Genomic DNA, 16,268 nt, shown 5'->3' with positions numbered 1-16,268 from the left:
GATCGAGAGCGAACGTCGGCCGGTGGCTCCCATCAGCGGTTTGAGACACCGTAATCCACGTGCACCTCGGGTGTGTGTGCGGAGTCGGGCATCTCGACGCCGTTCCAGTCGACGACGTGGACGTTTGCCATCTGGCCGGAGAACCGAAACCGCTGAACGCCGACCTCGATCGCTCCTTCTGCAACGCCGCCGGAGACGACCGTTCCTTCCGCGACGGGATCGTCCGCGATCATTTCTATCTTGCCGTCGACCGCAATTTCGAAGTTCGACGGCACTCCGCGGCCGACGATCGTCACCAGATTCGGAAGCCGATCGGGCTGGCCACCGGAGGTGTCGTTCTGCACCGAAGTGTCGGATGACATAATTCCATAAGTTGAGCATCCCGGCATAAGCTTTCTTGTCGATAAAACGGTAGTTAAAATGAAAGAGGAAGCGACGAACGATCTGACGGAACCATCCGTCGTCACCAGGTCTCGCGTCGGCCGTCTCGACACGAAAGCGGTGTTTCGGGCGAACGTTGTTCACGCGTTATAATAAGAATTTCTGATATTCGGGGTTCGCTCGGACGACGGACCTGTTCCCGTGAGGACCGAAACCAGCGGAGGTGATCCCGATCCGGACCGTGTTCCTCGCAGGGACAACTGCCGTCGACGGTCTCTCTCAGTCGACGGGCAGCGAGACCGTCTCGATCGTCGACCGACGGCCGTCGAGGACGTCGAACCGCTCGTCACGACGGGTTTCGAGCCAGTACAACAGTCGCTCGGCCCACACGAGCTTCCGGGCTTTCGTGGGATCGACCGATGGGTCGTCGAACAGCCAGCCGACAAATCGGAGTTCCCCGGCGCCGAGGCGGTCCGCGAGAAACGCCGCTCGGTCGCCGTCGGTAAAGCCGCCGACGTTCCGAACCGGACCGCGAGGCGCGACCTGCGTTGTCGGCAGGAGCCAGTCGTCGCGGCAGTTGGGAACGACCGCCCGGAGCTGTGAGATGTTGTCCCCGTGGGCGTGAACGGCGACCGGAGTTTCCTGCCGGGTTAGTCGACGGACGGTGTCGGGGTTCTTGTCGAGGTCCGTGACCATACAGTCGACGTCGATATCCGCTTCGAGGAGCGTATCGGCGGCCGTCGAGGCCGCGAAGACGACGTCGGCCTCGCGAGCGACGGCGAGCTCGTCCGACAGCGTCGGGCCGGCGCCGACGACCGCGACGGTCGCACCGCTGGCGGCGTCGAGGCGCCGGAGGTCGAACGGGTCCGTAAGTTCGGCGAGGACGTCCCGGGCGCGCTCGTCGCCGTGGCGATCGTAGCCGAACTCCCGTCTGATCGCGTCGTAGACCGGTTCCCACTCGTCGAACTCCATACGTCCTCTCCGTACCGACGAGGTATGTGTCTGTGCGTTCGCCGAGGCCGGGACGGCGCGTTCGATACGGCGATCTCTCGACAGGTGAGAGCGTCGGCTGACGTTCGGGAAGCGTGTCGGTCCTTCTGACGGCGCCGCAGCTGGTCGATGCAACGCCACAATAATGCCGTGTTGTGGGCCGGGCGTCGCCTCCAAAGTACCCCTACCCGGGAGACCGCCCGGCGTCCATCACGTCCTTTCGGAGCCTCCAACATAAGCTTTCTCTTGACTTACCAGATGGGAATAACGAGTTTGGAGGCGATAAACGGGCGGTCTGCTCGCCGAAATCGGGTGAAAACGATTGAGTCGCGATCGACGATATCGTGGCCCGGTAGTGGCGCGTTCGATCGGTTCCGTGCTATCCGCTCCGCTCGCCGAACGCATCCGCGATCACGGCCGCGTCCCTGGTCTCCGCGACGTCGTGGGTCCGGACGACGTCCGCGCCGCGCTCGATCGCCATCGCGGTCGCTGCCAGGCTCGCGGGGAGTCGGTCCTCGGTCTCCCGGTCGACGAGTTCCCCGAGGAAGTTCTTCCGGTTGATCGAGACCAGAATCGGCCGTCCGAGGTCCCGGAACTCCTGGAGCCGGCGGAACGTCTCTCGATCGTCCGCGACGGTCTGGGTCTCGCTCCACCCGCCGAAGGCGGGATCGACGATCGTCCTGTCGGTGAGCCCGTTCTGTTTCAGCGCCTCGTACACCTGGTCGACGTAGTCGGCCCGTTCGGCCCAGGCGGGCGACCGCCGGGCGGCCCAGTCGGTTTCCTCGACTGCGCCGGGGCGTTCGAGATCCGACGGACTCGCCATCTTCACGACGGCGGCGGCGTGGGACTCACAGACCGCGGGCATCCGCGGATCAGCGAACCCACAGATATCGTTGACCATGTCGAACCCCTGCTCGAGGGCCGCGTCGGCGACCTCGTGGTATCGGGTCTCGATCGAGAAGATCGCCTCGCCCTCGACACGGTCGATCGTCTCGCAGGCGACGTGGAGCCGTTCGAGCTCCTCCTCGGCCGACAGCACCTCGAAGCGCTTGTTCGCCGACTCGAGGCCGACGTCGACGATGTCGGCACCCTCGCCGATCAGCTCCTCGTCCACGTAACGGGCCGCCTCGCCGGGGTCGTCGTAGACGCTCGGATCGTACGGCGACTCCTCGCTGACGTTCAGCACGCCCATGATCCGGGTCGGATAGCCGTCGCCGATCCCGAGCCCGGCCGCGTCGACGCTGTCCATACCGCCCCTGAGGAACCGAGGTAGAAAGGTACCGCGATCCCGGCGAACGACGAGGACGCGGGAGTCGACGGTTCCGAAACGCCGCCCGGAGACGGGCGACGGCTACGCGTCCGCTTCCAGCGGTGCGAGCCGGGAATCCCGCAACAGGACTTTCTTGACGATCGATGGGTTCTCGAGCAGCCGGTGTTTCGCGTGGGCGCCCCGCCCGCGTCCTCGGCCCTCGCGCTCGGACTGGATGACGTTCAGGAAGTTCTGCTCCTGGAGGATCTCCTGCACCCGTCGTTCCGAGAGGACGTCGAAGTCGAGCCGCCGGGCGACCTCCTTGTACTGGTTGTAGATGATCTTCGTCGGGAACTCCTTCTCCGAACTGTTCTCGGTGAGGATCGTCAGCGAGTAAAGGATCGCCTTCGCCTGCTGGGGCGAGCCCTCGATCAGCTCGTTGAAGCGGTCGGCCTCGGTCTTTTCCTTGGCGTCCCGGACGTGGTCGGCGGTGACGCGGTCGGCGTTCTGTTTCTTCGCGATTCGGCCCGCGTTCCGGAGGATGTCGATCGCCTTGCGCGCGTCGCCGTGTTCCTGGGCGGCCAGTGCTGCCGTCAGCGGGATAACGTCGCCCGAGAGCACCTCGTCGTGGAAGGCGTCCCGGCGCTTCTCGAGAATCTCGACGAGCTGGTTGGCGTCGTACGGCGAGAAGACGAGTTCGTCCCGGGAGAGACTTGACTTGACCCGTTCGGAGAGGTGATCGGGGAAGTCGATCTTGTTCGAGATGCCGATAATGCCGATACTCGAGTCCGAGATTCGCCGGTTCTCCCCCGCCCGCGAGAGTTTTCGGAGCACCTCGTCGTCCTCGAGCATGTCGATCTCGTCGAGAATAACGATCGTGACGTCGGTACAGCGATCGACGGCCTGCCAGAGTCGCTTGTAGTAGTCGCCCGTTCCCAGTCCGCGGTCGGGGACGGTGATCCCGCTTTGCTCCGGGTCGTTGACCAGCTGGGCGATCGTCTTGACGATCGAGGCCTCGGTGTTCTGTTCACCACAGTCGATAAACGCGTAGTTGACCGTGACGTCGTCTCGCTTGGCCTCCGAGATCACCCGCTTTGTGACCGACCGGGAGATCAGCGATTTGCCGGTTCCGGTCTTACCGAAAATAAAGAGGTGGTTGGGCTCGCTCCCGAAGATAGCCGGATTCAACGCGTCGGCTACCCGCTGCATCTGCTCGTCGCGGCCGACGATCCGGTCCGGACCGGGCAGGTGCGTGATCTCGAGCAGCCGCTCGTCGGCAAAGATCGGATCGTCGTATCGGAAGAGCGGATCACGGTCGTCGTTCGCGGACATTGCAGTACCCCGTCCCTTCCCACCGAGCTGAAATAAATGTATGGAGATCGGTCGCGGATGTAAGATCCGCCCGAGAGGCCCGAAGCGCCACTCTTCCCACCAGTCAGTCGAGAGGCGAACTATCGCCGCCCTCGCGCTTGTGAGCAGAGTTCGCGAACGTGGGAACTGTCGACGGGGACCCCCCTCGCGGATGTAACGGCGGCCGAGGACGCGTACCGTGGGAACTGCGCCGAATCGACGATCGGGTAGTGATCGAGCAGTACCTCTCGTATTCCAAACCGGCGGATTAGGCGGTCGGGAAGCAGTAGAGCGTGGAATTTCGAACGTGTCAAACGATCCGTCGGGGGACACACACCCCCCTCGCGGATGTAACGGCGAACGGGTGGGTGGGGTCGAGCTGAGAGCCGAAATTCGCCCCCGATTTGCCCTGAACCCCCTGGTTTACAACCGCGACGGAGGTGTGTTGCCGAACAGACCCCCCACACGTGTACGGCGTTACAAACGCGAGGGGGGTGTGTGTCCTCGAATCCGCGAGACCGATGAGAACGAGACGGCTGACTGACGACCCGCAAGCGACGGCAGAAGCAACGAACAGCCGTCCGATACCGAAGCTACTCCGAGACTACTCTAGCAACAACTATTCTAGCTATCCTACCAACTCTACTAGCTTGCCTACCATACCTATCGCACTAATCGTACCTATTCTTCCTATCATATTTATTTTATATATTATACCTATTCTACACTACTAGTTCTCTCTACCCACTCTAACTGACTCTGTAATAGTCCCCGACAAATCCGCTCGAACACGCCGTCGAATCTCGATTCCGAACCGGTCCATCGAGACGAGCACGGACCCAACGACAGACCGAGGACGTCCGCCTCGATCAACACGACCCGGCGGACGGGGACGTCCTCACCGACCGTCGCTCCTTCACTCCACCCAGTCTGTCGACCGTCGCCGCCGTCTCTCCACTCGACCCCGTATCAGTCGGCTTTTGCGATCACGGTCGTTAGCAGCGGTATGCACGCACCGAATCGTCTTTGTGACTCTCGGTTCGCCAGTCCGTCCTCGAGAAGCGCCCACGAGAAGCCGTCCGAACACGCCGTCGAATCATGAGTGAGACGTCGGACCGCGACGACACGGACGACCCCGACTCGGGTGTGACGAGCGACCGAACGCCGCCCGCGGTCGCGGTCGTCGACGCCGAAACGCCCGGCAACGTCGGCACTATCGCCCGCGCGATGAAGAACTTCGGATTCGAGGACTTGCTGCTCGTCGATCCGCCGGAGCTCGATCCCGACGGCGAAGCCTATGGCTACGCGGGTCACGCCCGGGAGGACGTCCTCCCGGACGCGACCGAGCTCTCCTTCGACGAGCTCGCGAAGAACTACCACACGATCGGTTGCACAGCGGTCACGAACGAGGACGACCGCAGCCACGTGCGTTACCCCTATTCGACGCCCGCCGAACTCGCGGAACGGCTGCCGACCGTCGAGGCGCCGACGGCGCTGGTCTTCGGCCGCGAGCGGGTCGGACTCACCAACGAGGAGCTGGCACGGATCGACGAGATCTGTTCGATCCCCGCCAGCGCGGAGTACCCCGTGTTGAACCTCGGACAGGCCGCGACGGTGACGCTGTACGAACTCCGAACGCTCACACTGACGGAAACCCAGCTGCCGGAACTCGAGCGCACCCGAGCGCCGGAGCCGACGCTCGATCGGCTCTACGATCAGTGGGGTGCCTTGCTTGCGGAACTCAACCACCCCGACGAGAAACGTGACAAGACGATGCGGATGCTCCGTCGGGTGTTCGGGCGGGCCGACCTGACCGAGCGCGAAGCAAATACACTGCTGGGAATCCTCCGACGGGCGACCGAACGCCCCGCCGAGGACTGAACCGGACCGTTCGCCGCCGACGGCTGAACACGCTAGCCCGCCAGCGAGGACCGAACCGGCAACTCAGCGACGACACACCGCCGGAGCTACCGAGACGGAACCGAACGAACGGACTCGGGCTCGGTATCGGTTGTCCCGTGTTGTGTCCGTTCCAGGATGGTCGACCCATACCCGCCGTTCTCGGCGAGCGTTCCGATCCATCCACAGTCCATACAGGCCACCAGTCCCTGGCCGTCGACCACGTCACCCTCGCAGTCGGGACACGTCCCGGACCGCGTCGGGGACTCCGTCTCGAGGCCCTCGGTAGCACCGTTCCCGGTCACGACCGTCTGATTCGTTCCCGGCGAACCGGCCGAATCGGGCGTCAGCTTTGCGAGCGCTTCGGCCGCCGAGGCGGAGTCGTCGCCACAGCGGATCCGGGCGATCACGTCCTCGGTCGTGATCGTCTCCTCGCCGGTCGTGTGTGGGTAGACGCCGACCAGCTCGTCGCCGCGGTAGTACTCGAGGCACAGCAACGGCGTCACGAGGACGTCCTCGGTCTCGTCGGTGATCTGTGATGTCGTCGTGCGCGTCCTGAACGGCGGGCTGAGCGACACCTCGTGTCGGTCGGCCCATCGCTGCAGTCGCTCGTGGGTTTCGAGGACCTCCTGGTAGGGACTCTCCCCGGAGCGGCTGACCTCCTTCGGCCAGCTTCGCACCAGCAGGTCGTCGATCCGTCCTTCGTCCTCGCAGGCGCGTAGGCTCTCGACCTGGCTGTCGACCGGTTCAAGGAGCAACGGCGCCCGCACGTGACAAACCACCGTCAGTGTCTGCGATTGTGCATTCATACTGAACCCCCTCCGTCGTGTGAGCTAGCCAACGGTATTTCGTATAAACCTTTGTGAGAGTTGTTGACGAGAGATTTGCTACCAAGAGCCGCGCCACGTTGTAGCCGTTTCGACGGCCCCTAGTCGGCGCTCCGTTCCGCTCCGACTGCGTCGGCTTCCTGGGGCGTCCCGCCGTCGGTTCTGGCTTCGCTCGGTTCCTGCGGGAGCCGAGAACCGACGCTCGGTCGTTGATCGCTCTCTTCCTCGAACAGCGTGTCTACGACCCGAGCGAGGTGACGTCGCTTGATCGCGGCGAACCCGGCGAGGATCGTCAACAGCCCCAGTATCGTCAGAGAGTCGACGACGTACCCTAGCAGGACCCAGCTCACGCCGATCGCGACCGCGGGCTCGGCGTACCCCACCAGTGCGACCTGGGTCGGGCCGGCGCGGTCGAGCAGCTGGAAGTACAGCAGGAAGGCGAACACGCTCGAGACGAGCGTCAGGTAGGTGAACGATAGCAGTGCAGTCGAGGTTACGTCGATTGCGGCGAGTCGCTCGCCCCGAAGCGGGGCACCGACCAGCAACACTGCCGCGCCGATGAGCATCGCCCAGGCCTGCAGCGTCTCGAGGGGGAGACCGGCGTCGAGCGGTCGCGTGAGAACAGTTCCGACCGCGAAGGCGATCGCGGCGCCGAAGACGAGCCCAGCGCCGAGCAGGAGCTCGGTCTCGAGTCCCGTCGGCGAGGGTCGGACGACGGCGACGACCCCGAGCAGCCCGAGGACGAGCCCGACGACGCCCGCGAGTGAGAGTTGCTCCCGTGGGAGGACGGCGCCAGCGAACGCAGCGGTGAGGATCGGAGCGGTGCTGGCGACCGTCGCCGCGATCGCACCCGAGACGTACAGCTCGCCGAGATACAACAGCGCGTGGTAGATGGCGATAAGGAAGATTCCGGCGACGCCGACCGAGAGCCACTCGGCCCGATCGATCGGACGGAACCGATCGGTCACGACGGCGGCGTAACCGAGAACGATCAGGCCCGCAACCCCGTACCGGAGGCCGGCGAACAGCAGCGGCGGCACATACTCGAGGCCGATCTCGATCGCGACGAAGGAGGTCCCCCAGCAGAGCGCGAGGATCGAGAACAACACCAGATCTCCGTACTTAGACCGAAAGAGCGCGCGTCGAATCATGAACTGTTCGAAAACGGTCGTCGTACTTAGACCCTTCTACAACAGTAGTCTCGAGATCGGATGCAGAACCACACATATGAATTCGATCCGAAGAAGCCCCTGGAAAGAGGGGTAGCTATTGAAGAAAGGTCCAACACTGTGGGTACGAGTCGAAACACCGATCACATTATCGTCCGAACTCGGGGTATGGACGAACGCGACGTGCGTCTGCTGAAGGCGATCGCCGAGCGGGAAACCGGCAGTCCCGAGGCGCTCCACGAGGCCACAGGGATCCCGGTATCGACGATCCACTACCGACTGAACAATCTCCGGGAGGAGGGGATCATCGCGAACGACCGCTACGAGATCGACCTCGAGGAGCTCGGCCTCGACGTCACGGTCATCATCGAGGTTCACGCCGACTACAAGGGCTCCTACGAGGAGTTCGCGGACCGCCTGTTAACCGTCGAGGGGGTGACGAACGTCTACTTCACGATGGGCGAGACCGACTTCATCGTCGTCGCCCGACTCAGCGAGAGCGGGATGGTCGAGCGGCTGATCGCCGAGTTCGAACAGCTCGAGGGCGTCGACCGCACCGACTCGACGTTCGTCATCTCGGCGATCGAAGAGCGAGAGGCCCTGCAGAGCTACGAACTCGAGACGCTGCTCGAGGAACTCGTCGAGTAACGCCGGAATCGGAGTCGTTTGCTCCTCGACCCGCGAGCCACCCGACCGCCGAATCGGAACCCGGTGCCGTCAAGTGGCACCGTTCGTCCGGTCGCACTTGGAACGATCTCCCTCCGCGCTGAGAACCGCGCCGCGGTCGACCCGAATCGCCGCTCCTCGTGCCGTGACGGACGCTTGAACCGCCCGCTCCACGGGAATTTTTACGTCGAGCCTGACTGCAGTTCTCCCATGGCACAGGAACAAGCCGAGGTCGCCGGCCCGATCGACGCGTTTCGGCAGTTCTTCTCGCTCCAGCGGGACGTCCTGGTGCTCTCGCTGGCGATGTTCACGTTCAGTCTCGGGTTCCAGATGACAAACCGGTTCCTTCCGGATTATCTGGTCTACCTGGGCGCGGGCGGGTTCGTCGTCGGGCTGTTCGCCACGCTGGGCAACGTGATCGGCGCGGTCTACCCCTACTACGGCGGGGTCGTCTCCGACCGCGTCGGGTCGCGGTACGCCCTGACCGTCTTCGGCTTTCTCTCGACGTTCGGCTTCGCGGTCTGGCTGGGGTCCGCCTACGTCCCTGCGATCGACCTCGGCGTCGTCGTCCTCGAGCCGTGGGTGTGGGTGTTCGTCGGCCTCCTGCTGGCCCAGTGCTGGAAATCGTTCGGCATCGGCGGTCACTACGCGATCGTCAAGCAGGCCACCGAACCGAGCCGGCTGGCCCGTGGGTTCGCCAGCACGGAGACGTTTCGGCGGACGGCGTTCCTGATCGCCCCGCTGATCGTCGCCGTCCTCGTCGCCGACGAGCTAATGCCCGGCTTTCTCTGGGTGCTCGTGATCGCGATCGTCTTCGCCGTCCTCGGGACGATCGTCCAGCACCTGCTGTACGACCCCGACGCCGACTCGGTCGGCAAGGAGTTCGAGGGCGTCGGCCAGATCGTCGACGACCTGCGGGCGCTCCCGGATCCGCTGCGACCGCTGCTGGTCGCCGACACGTTCGTCCGGTTCGCCAACGGGATGGTCTACGCCTTCTTTATCCTCGTGATCACCCAGCTGCTCGAGATCGGACTGACCACGACCCTTCCCGTCGTCGGTACGATCGATCTCTCGCCTGCGGCCTTCTTCGGCGTCCTCCTGGGTGTCGAGATGCTGGTCGCGCTGTTGACGATGGCCCCGACGGCCAAGGTCGCCGAGTACGTTGGGCTCAAACCGGTCGTCGGGCTCGGATTCTTCGTCTACGCGATCTTCCCGGTACTGCTGATCTTCGGCCCCCAGTACGTCGGTGGACTCGACGAAACGTGGCTCCTGATCGCGCTCTTTGCCTTTTCGGGACTTCGATTCGCCGGCCTGCCCGCTCACAAGGCGCTCGTGGTCGGCCCCGCTGAGAAGGGGGCTGGCGGCCGCGTGACGGGATCGTACTACCTGATCCGCGGCGCGATCGTGATCCCCAGCGGCGCGCTTGGCGGGTTCCTCTGGCAGTTCGTCGATCCCGAACTCTCCTTTACGATCGCGACGATCATCGGCATGATCGGCGTCGTCTACTTCGCGATCTTCGGTCAGGAGTTCGAGGCCTACCAGTAACGCCGATCGCTCGAGAACGTCGCCTCGATCTCGACGGTGAACCCGAACGCGAACTCGGGCTCAGGCCCGCTTCTGGATCTCCTCGCGCAGCAGCCGGCTGACGAGGTCGCCGTCGGCCTTGCCCCGAAGTGCACCCATACACTCGCCCATGAGTCCGGAGAAGGCTTGCATCCCCTCCTCCTCGACCTGCCCTTCGTTTCGCTCGACGACCTCGACGACGGCCTCGCGAACCTCGCTCTCGTCGGCGCCGCCGAGCCCCTCCGCTTCGGCCGCTTCCTCGGCCGTCCGATCGGGCTCCTCGGCGAGCACCGCGAGCAGGTCGCCCACGCCCTCGTTGGGAAGGTCGCCGTCCTCGACCATCCCGAGGACGTCCTCGAGGTGCTCGCGCTCGAGGCTCTCGACGGGGACGTCGTCCCGTCGCAGTTCGGTCAGCGTCGACTCGAGGGTCGAGGCCGCGAGCGTCGGGTCGACGCCGTCGGCGACGACGTCCTCGAACAGCGGCATGTGGGTCCCGTAGGCGACCTGCTCGGCCAGCCCGGCGCCGAGGTCGTACTCGGCCTGGTAGCGCTCGACCTTCTCGGTCAGGAGCTCGGGTTCGGGCACCTCGCTCGGATCCGGTTCGACCGGCGGGACGTCCGTCTCGGGGTACATCCGCGCCGCGCCAGGCAGCGGGCGCAGGTAGCGGGTCGTCCCGTCGTCGTTCGCGCCGCGGGTCTCTTCGGGGACGCCCTCGAGGGCCGTCCGTGCCCGCTCGGCGACCGCCTCGATCGCCGACTCGGCGGTGTCGGTGTCGTCGGCGACGATGGCGACGGCGTCCTCGGGGTCGGCGCCGACGGCCTCCCGCAGGTCCGCGACTTCCTCCTCGGTGACGCCGTAGGCGGGGAGCTCGTCGGTGTGGAAGATCCCACCCGCGCCGTGGCGCTTGGCGTGATCCGACAGCTCCGTCCCCAGACGGCGGTCGGGGGCGATCTCGCGGCCCACGAGGCCGTCGAACCCCTCGAGGCGGACGGCCATCACGGACCCCCCGGAGCTCAGGGCGCCGCCGATGACGCCGCTGTCGGTGTTCTCGAAGACGTCGGTCACGTCCTGCCGGTCGCCGACGGCGGCCTCACGTTCGGCGAGTTCGGCCGCGATCTCGACGAGCTCGACCTGGCGGGCGACCTCGTTGCGGACGATGTCGTCGATGTCGTCGAGACTCTGGACGCCCTTGATCTCGACGCGGGCCCCCTCGGCGATCGAGACGTTGACGTCCTGGCGGATCGTCCCCAGGCCACGCTTTACCTTCCCCGTCGAGCGAAGCAGCATGCCGATCCGCTCGGCGGCTTCCAGCGCCTGCTCGGGTGTCGAGATATCGGGACTGGTGCCGATCTCGACCAGCGGGATGCCGAGCCGGTCGAGGCTGTATCGAACCCCGTCGTCGGTCTCTGCGACGCGCTGGGCGCTTTCCTCCTCGAGCAGGAGGTCCTCGATCCCGACCGCACCCTCGCTTGTTTCGATCTCGCCGTCGGTGGCGATCAGCGACGAGCGCTGGAAGCCCGACGTGTTCGAGCCGTCGACGACGATCTTTCGCATGACGTGGGCCTGATCGACCGGCTTCATGTTCATCAACTGGGCGATCTCGAGGGTCGTCTCGAGGGCCTCCCGATCGAGCTCGTGGGGCGGCTCGTCGTCCTCCTCGACGAGACAGGTCGAGTCGTACGCGAGATACTCGAACTCGCGGTCGACCTTGCTCTCCTCTAAGGCGGCGTCGTCGATCTCTCCCAGTTCGCTCCGCGTGGGGTGGAGATACCGGGTGAACCGCCGCGTCGATTCCTCGGGCTCGCGCAGTTCGGTCGGACACTGGCAGAACAGCTTCGTCGCCGTATCGAGTTGCTGGTGGATCTCCAGCCCGGCGACGAGTCCGAGCTCGTCGTAGTCGTACTCGGTCATTGCGCTCCACTCGGGCGCGCGGGGGTAAAAAACCGTTCAGTCCGGCTCGCGGACGGGAACGGTTCGTCCGCTCGTCTCCGTCGGCCCGTTCGTCCTCGCGATCTCAGTCGTCGTCGGCCTCGAGCGCTCGTCCCGTCGGTTCCGTGCGGGCCACCGCCTCGGCGACCGCCCCGAGGACGTCGGCCGGCGACGCGACGACCCCCCGCTCCCGGCACCGTTCGTACAGCGCCCGCGCCCGCTCGCCCGCGTGGTTTCGCTCGGCGAACGGGCGATCCTCGAGAACCGCGAGCGACGCCCGGTCTGCGAGCGCCTCGAGCAGCAGCTGGTTCCCGGCTCCGACCTCGAGGTCGGCGACGACCGTCGCGTCGGCGTCCGCCATCGCGGTCCGTGTTCGCTCCAGCTCGTCGGCGGCAAGCGGGGCGAACGGCTCGACGGTGACCACTTCGAACCCCTGCCCGCGGGCCAGCTCCGCGGCCGCGTCACCGCTCGCGACCGGGCCGACCGTACACGTACAGTCGGCCGCGGCGAGCTCGGCGAGGACGCCCGCGGCGGTCGCCCCGCCTCCGACGACGTGAACTCGATCGGGAACGCCCCGTTCGGGATCGTTCCGCAGGGCGGTCACCGTCGGCGTCCTCGTCACCGGGCTCTCGGTCACGACGGCGTTCGCGTCGAACGCCGCGGCGAGGACGTCCCGATCCAGTACCGTCTCCGGCGGTCCCGACTCGAGGACGGTCCCATCGGAGAGGACGACGAGCCGATCGCAGTACCGCGCGGCCAGATCCAGGTCGTGGATCGCGGCGACGGCGGTACGGCCCTCTTCGACGAGTTCGCGAACGAGTTCGAGGGTCTCGATCTGGTGGTTGACGTCGAGACTCGCCGTCGGCTCGTCGAGCAGGAGGGCGGGCGTCTGCTGGGCGATCGCCCGCGCGAGGACGACCCGCTGGCGCTCCCCGCCGCTTATCTCGTCGATCGGTCGGTCGGCGAACCGTGCGGTTCGCGTGCGCTCGAGGGCGCGATCGACGGCCGTCCGATCGTCCTCGTCGGGCGGCGAAAAGCGCGATCGGTGGGGGTATCGTCCCATCTCCACGACGGTTCGGACGTCGAACGAAAACGAGAGGTGGGTGTTCTGGGGGACGACCGCGACCAGCCGGCTCGCGGCCTTCGAGGACCGCTCGTGTAGCGGGGCGCCGTCGACGTCGACGAGCCCACGGTCGGGCTCGAGGGCGCCGCTCATCGCCCGCAACAGCGTCGTCTTGCCCGCGCCGTTGGGTCCGACCAGCCCGACGAACTCACCGGGCTCGACCGCCAGGGAGACGTCCGCGAGGACGTCCGTCTCGCCGAACGAAACCGCGACGTCCTCGAGGTCGATCCGGGCGCCCTCTCTCACCCTCGACAGCTGGTCGCCGTCGGTCACAGCGCGTGCACCTCCCGGTTTGTCAGCAGGTAGAGGAAGAAGGGTGCCCCGACGGTCGCGGTGACGATCCCGACGGGGACGATCGGCAGGCCGAAGGCGCCGACGCGGGCGACGGTGTCCGCGATCACGAGGAAGGAGGCCCCCGCGAGCGCGCTGGTCGGCAGCAGGATCCGGTGGTCGGGGCCGACGACCAGGCGCATCATGTGGGGGACGACGAGGCCGACGAAGCCGATGATGCCGGCGACGGCGACCCCCGCGGCGGTGACGAGACTCGCCAGCGCGAGCAGGAGGAGCTTGGTTCGCTCGACGTCGACGCCGAGATGCTGGGCGTCCTCCTCGCCGAGCAAGAGGACGTTCATCTCGCGGGTGTAGGCGCCAAGCACGAGGACGCCGACGACGGTGACGGGTAGCGCGAACCCGACGTCACCCCAGCTGCTGCGGTGGAGGTGGCCCATCATCCAGATGACGGCCTCCCGGAGGTTCTCGCCGCTGTGGACGACCATAAACGAGATCACCGCGCCGAGAAACGCCTGGATCGCGACCCCCGCCAGCAGCAGGGTTGCGACCGGCGTTCGTCCGCCCTCGGTCGCGATGGCGTAGACGAGGAAGGCGGTGACCAGGGCGCCGACGAAGGCGGGCAGGTGGACGCTCCCGATCGGCACCAGCGCCGGAAACGCGATCGCCGCGACGGCCCCGACTGCGGCGCCCGAGGAGACGCCGATGATCGACGGATCCGCGAGCGGATTCCTGAAAAATCCCTGCATGACCGTTCCCGCGGCCGCCAGCGCGAACCCGACCGTCGCGGCCAGCAGAATGCGTGGCAGACGGACGTCTGCGACGATCGTCCGATGGGTCGCCGGCACCTCGTGGGTGCCGATTCCCGCGAGATCGGCGATGACCCGCGAAACCGTCAGGGGATCGATTCGCACCGGGCCGAGCGCCGCGCTCGCGACGACGACGCCGACAAGCAGCGCCGAGAGCGCGACCGACCACGAGACGAGACGGCCCGGACGGAACACGCCTGAAATCTCGCTTGCATTAGACAAATATTTGTTGGAGTGCGTTCCACGGTTCGATCGATGCGAAAATCACTGATCGTTTTCGTCGCGATGTTTACGGCGCTCGCCGCGTTCGCTCCCGCCGCCGCGGGAGGGGGGATGGCGGACGTCACACAGGAGGAGCCGACCTGCGAGTTTCCCTTCGAGGGAGAGGACGCGACCGGGGAGACGGTGACTGTCGAGGAAGAACCCGACTCGGTCGTCGCCCTCCAGCCGAGTGACGCGCAAGTAATGCACGAGATCGGGGCCGAGGAGAAGCTCGACGGGATGCCCGTCGGCGAGTACACCGACTATCTCGGCGCCGACGAGGAGCTCGACATCACCGAGGACGACGGCGTCACGCCCGTCACCGAGGAGGTTATCGACCGTGATCCTGACGTCGTCCTCGCGGCAAACGCCCTCGAGGGCGACGACCTGATCGACCAGCTCCGGGACGCCGGACTCGACGTCTACGTCTTCCCGACCGAGGACTCGCTCGACGGCGTCGCCGAGAACGTCCGCCTGACTGGCGAGATCGTCGGCGAGTGCGACGGCGCCGAGGACGCCCTCGAGGAGTTCGAGGAGCGTCTCGAAACCATCGAAGCGACCGTCGAGGACGAGGAGCAGCCGCTCGCGTACTACGAGATGGGTGACGGCTTCACCGCCGGCGAGGGAACCTTCCAGGACGAACTGATCACCACCGCCGGCGTCGATAACCTGGGCGCAGAGGCCGGCATCGAGGGCTGGGCCGAGATCAGCGAGGAGGTCGTCGTCGAGGAGGACCCCGAATGGATCATCTACGGCGAGTCCTGGGGCGACGAACCACCGGTTAGCGAGGCCGTGATGGGGACGACCGCCTACCAGAACGAACAGTTCGTCGCAGTCAACGACCAGTTCATGAGCCAGCCCGGTCCGCTCGTCGTCGAGGCGATCGAGGAGATCGTCGCCGAGGTCCACCCCGAGGCGTACGCCGAGGCAGTCGACGAGACCGAGGACGAGACGGACGATGCCGACGAGGCGGACGCTGACGATACGGCGGCCGACGACGCCAACGAACCCGCAGACGACGCCGAGGACGACTCGATCCCCGGCTTCGGCGTTCCCGCCGTGGTCGCCGCGCTGGTCGCCGTCCTCGCCGTCCTCGCTCGCCGTCGGTAACGTCGATCCGATCGTCGCCGACGACCGAACCGTCCGCGCTCGCGGCGAGTCCTCGAGTGCGAACCGACCGTTTTTGAAAAGTGTTTACCGGGAGGCCTCCGGAGACGACGGTATGGTCGAGAACGTCATCTGGCCCGCCTATCTCGATGCGGAGCTCTCCCGGGCCGAGGGCCGACGCGTCGCCGAGGAGCTGGCGGTCGAGGAGCCGACGGTCGACGAGATCGCGAAAGCTGTCCAGCAGATCGGCTACGACGCCACGATCGAACGTGAGAAGTCCTACTCGCGGGAGCACTGGGCCGACCGGGGCCGGGTCGTCGTTCGGGGGTCCGACGACTCGAAGAACGACCTCGTCCAGGCCGTCGCGGCGTACGTCGTCGCGATGCGGGAGTGATGCGCCGGGTCGGCCAGGTCGTCCGTACTGCCCAGGGGCTCGCCATCCTGCGAGCGAACCCGGACACCGACGACGACCGCCTCCGCGAGGAGATCGGGACCATGGTGCTCGACGACTCCCTCGAGTCCGTCGGCCGCGTCGTCGACGTCTTCGGGCCCGTCGACGGCCCCTACCTGGCAGTGACGCCCGACGACGACGTCCACCTCCCGACGCTGGTCGGGACGACGCTGTACGCGCGCTAACCGAGAGACGCCCAACGAAAA

14 protein-coding genes and 1 pseudogene are annotated in these 16,268 nt (G+C 66.1%); 6 read left to right on the top strand and 9 right to left on the bottom strand.

Annotation, left to right across the window (positions count from 1 at the left end; translation table 11 throughout):
• Positions 1 to 32: 32 nt before the first annotated feature.
• From NATOC_RS08255 to NATOC_RS08240, 4 genes and pseudogenes are all read right to left on the bottom strand, one after another.
• Entirely contained in the window at positions 33 to 362 is a 330-nt protein-coding gene (locus tag NATOC_RS08255; protein WP_015320978.1) for a hypothetical protein, read from the bottom strand.
• Between the two features lie 298 nt (positions 363 to 660).
• Positions 661 to 1,353 (bottom strand): 6-hydroxymethylpterin diphosphokinase MptE-like protein, encoded by a 693-nt coding sequence (locus NATOC_RS08250; RefSeq protein WP_015320976.1) that lies wholly within the window; start codon positions 1,351 to 1,353, stop codon positions 661 to 663.
• Between the two features lie 403 nt (positions 1,354 to 1,756).
• A pseudogene (folP, locus tag NATOC_RS08245) lies at positions 1,757 to 2,620 on the bottom strand (dihydropteroate synthase); the annotation flags it as partial.
• A gap of 102 nt (positions 2,621 to 2,722) precedes the next feature.
• Entirely contained in the window at positions 2,723 to 3,952 is a 1,230-nt protein-coding gene (locus tag NATOC_RS08240) for a Cdc6/Cdc18 family protein (RefSeq protein ID WP_015320974.1), read from the bottom strand.
• Positions 3,953 to 5,068: 1,116 nt separating this feature from the next.
• Here NATOC_RS08240 and NATOC_RS08235 point away from each other — a divergent pair.
• Entirely contained in the window at positions 5,069 to 5,851 is a 783-nt protein-coding gene (locus NATOC_RS08235) for an RNA methyltransferase (RefSeq protein WP_015320973.1), read from the top strand.
• 86 nt (positions 5,852 to 5,937) lie between these two features.
• Here NATOC_RS08235 and NATOC_RS08230 read toward each other — a convergent pair whose 3' ends face one another.
• Positions 5,938 to 6,678 carry an HTH domain-containing protein gene (locus NATOC_RS08230; RefSeq protein WP_015320972.1) on the bottom strand — a complete coding sequence of 247 codons (741 nt, stop codon included), beginning with the start codon at positions 6,676 to 6,678 and terminating at the stop codon, positions 5,938 to 5,940.
• Between the two features lie 119 nt (positions 6,679 to 6,797).
• Positions 6,798 to 7,847, bottom strand: coding sequence for a DMT family transporter (locus NATOC_RS08225; protein ID WP_015320971.1), 1,050 nt, complete (start codon positions 7,845 to 7,847; stop codon positions 6,798 to 6,800).
• A gap of 186 nt (positions 7,848 to 8,033) precedes the next feature.
• Here NATOC_RS08225 and NATOC_RS08220 point away from each other — a divergent pair, with 186 nt between their 5' ends.
• Positions 8,034 to 8,513: an Lrp/AsnC family transcriptional regulator gene (locus NATOC_RS08220; protein ID WP_015320970.1), complete on the top strand. Its 480-nt coding sequence runs from the start codon at positions 8,034 to 8,036 to the stop codon at positions 8,511 to 8,513.
• Positions 8,514 to 8,741: 228 nt separating this feature from the next.
• Positions 8,742 to 10,076 carry an MFS transporter gene (locus tag NATOC_RS08215; protein WP_015320969.1) on the top strand — a complete coding sequence of 445 codons (1,335 nt, stop codon included), beginning with the start codon at positions 8,742 to 8,744 and terminating at the stop codon, positions 10,074 to 10,076.
• Between the two features lie 60 nt (positions 10,077 to 10,136).
• On the opposite strand, the gene gatE is transcribed toward NATOC_RS08215, so the two are convergent.
• The 3 genes from gatE to btuC form a co-directional block, all read right to left on the bottom strand.
• The gene (gatE, locus tag NATOC_RS08210) at positions 10,137 to 12,005 is read right to left on the bottom strand and encodes a Glu-tRNA(Gln) amidotransferase subunit GatE (protein WP_015320968.1); all 1,869 of its coding nucleotides are present in this window, start codon (positions 12,003 to 12,005) and stop codon (positions 10,137 to 10,139) included.
• A gap of 103 nt (positions 12,006 to 12,108) precedes the next feature.
• A complete protein-coding gene (locus NATOC_RS08205; protein WP_449289546.1) occupies positions 12,109 to 13,392 on the bottom strand; it encodes a heme ABC transporter ATP-binding protein in 1,284 nt (427 codons plus the stop codon).
• Between the two features lie 23 nt (positions 13,393 to 13,415).
• Positions 13,416 to 14,438 (bottom strand): vitamin B12 ABC transporter permease BtuC, encoded by a 1,023-nt coding sequence (btuC, locus tag NATOC_RS08200; RefSeq protein ID WP_015320966.1) that lies wholly within the window; start codon positions 14,436 to 14,438, stop codon positions 13,416 to 13,418.
• Positions 14,439 to 14,498: 60 nt separating this feature from the next.
• On the opposite strand from btuC, the gene NATOC_RS08195 reads away from it, so the two are divergent.
• The 3 genes from NATOC_RS08195 to NATOC_RS08185 all read left to right on the top strand — a co-directional run bounded on the left by NATOC_RS08195 (position 14,499) and on the right by NATOC_RS08185 (position 16,247).
• Positions 14,499 to 15,614, top strand: coding sequence for a PGF-CTERM-anchored ABC transporter substrate-binding protein (locus NATOC_RS08195; protein ID WP_015320965.1), 1,116 nt, complete (start codon positions 14,499 to 14,501; stop codon positions 15,612 to 15,614).
• A 112-nt stretch (positions 15,615 to 15,726) separates the two neighbouring features.
• Complete coding sequence (gene srp19, locus NATOC_RS08190; RefSeq protein ID WP_015320964.1) at positions 15,727 to 16,005, top strand: signal recognition particle subunit SRP19; 279 nt, start codon at positions 15,727 to 15,729, stop codon at positions 16,003 to 16,005.
• The gene (locus tag NATOC_RS08185) at positions 16,005 to 16,247 is read left to right on the top strand and encodes an H/ACA ribonucleoprotein complex subunit GAR1 (protein WP_015320963.1); all 243 of its coding nucleotides are present in this window, start codon (positions 16,005 to 16,007) and stop codon (positions 16,245 to 16,247) included. The genes srp19 and NATOC_RS08185 overlap by 1 nt, the downstream gene beginning before the upstream one ends.
• The last annotated feature ends 21 nt before the right edge of the window (positions 16,248 to 16,268 follow it).

Origin of the sequence: Natronococcus occultus SP4 (genome assembly GCF_000328685.1) — an archaeon.
Lineage (GTDB): Archaea > Halobacteriota > Halobacteria > Halobacteriales > Natrialbaceae > Natronococcus > Natronococcus occultus.
Note: the sequence above shows the minus strand (reverse complement) of the source record. Positions and strands in the feature narration are given on the sequence as shown.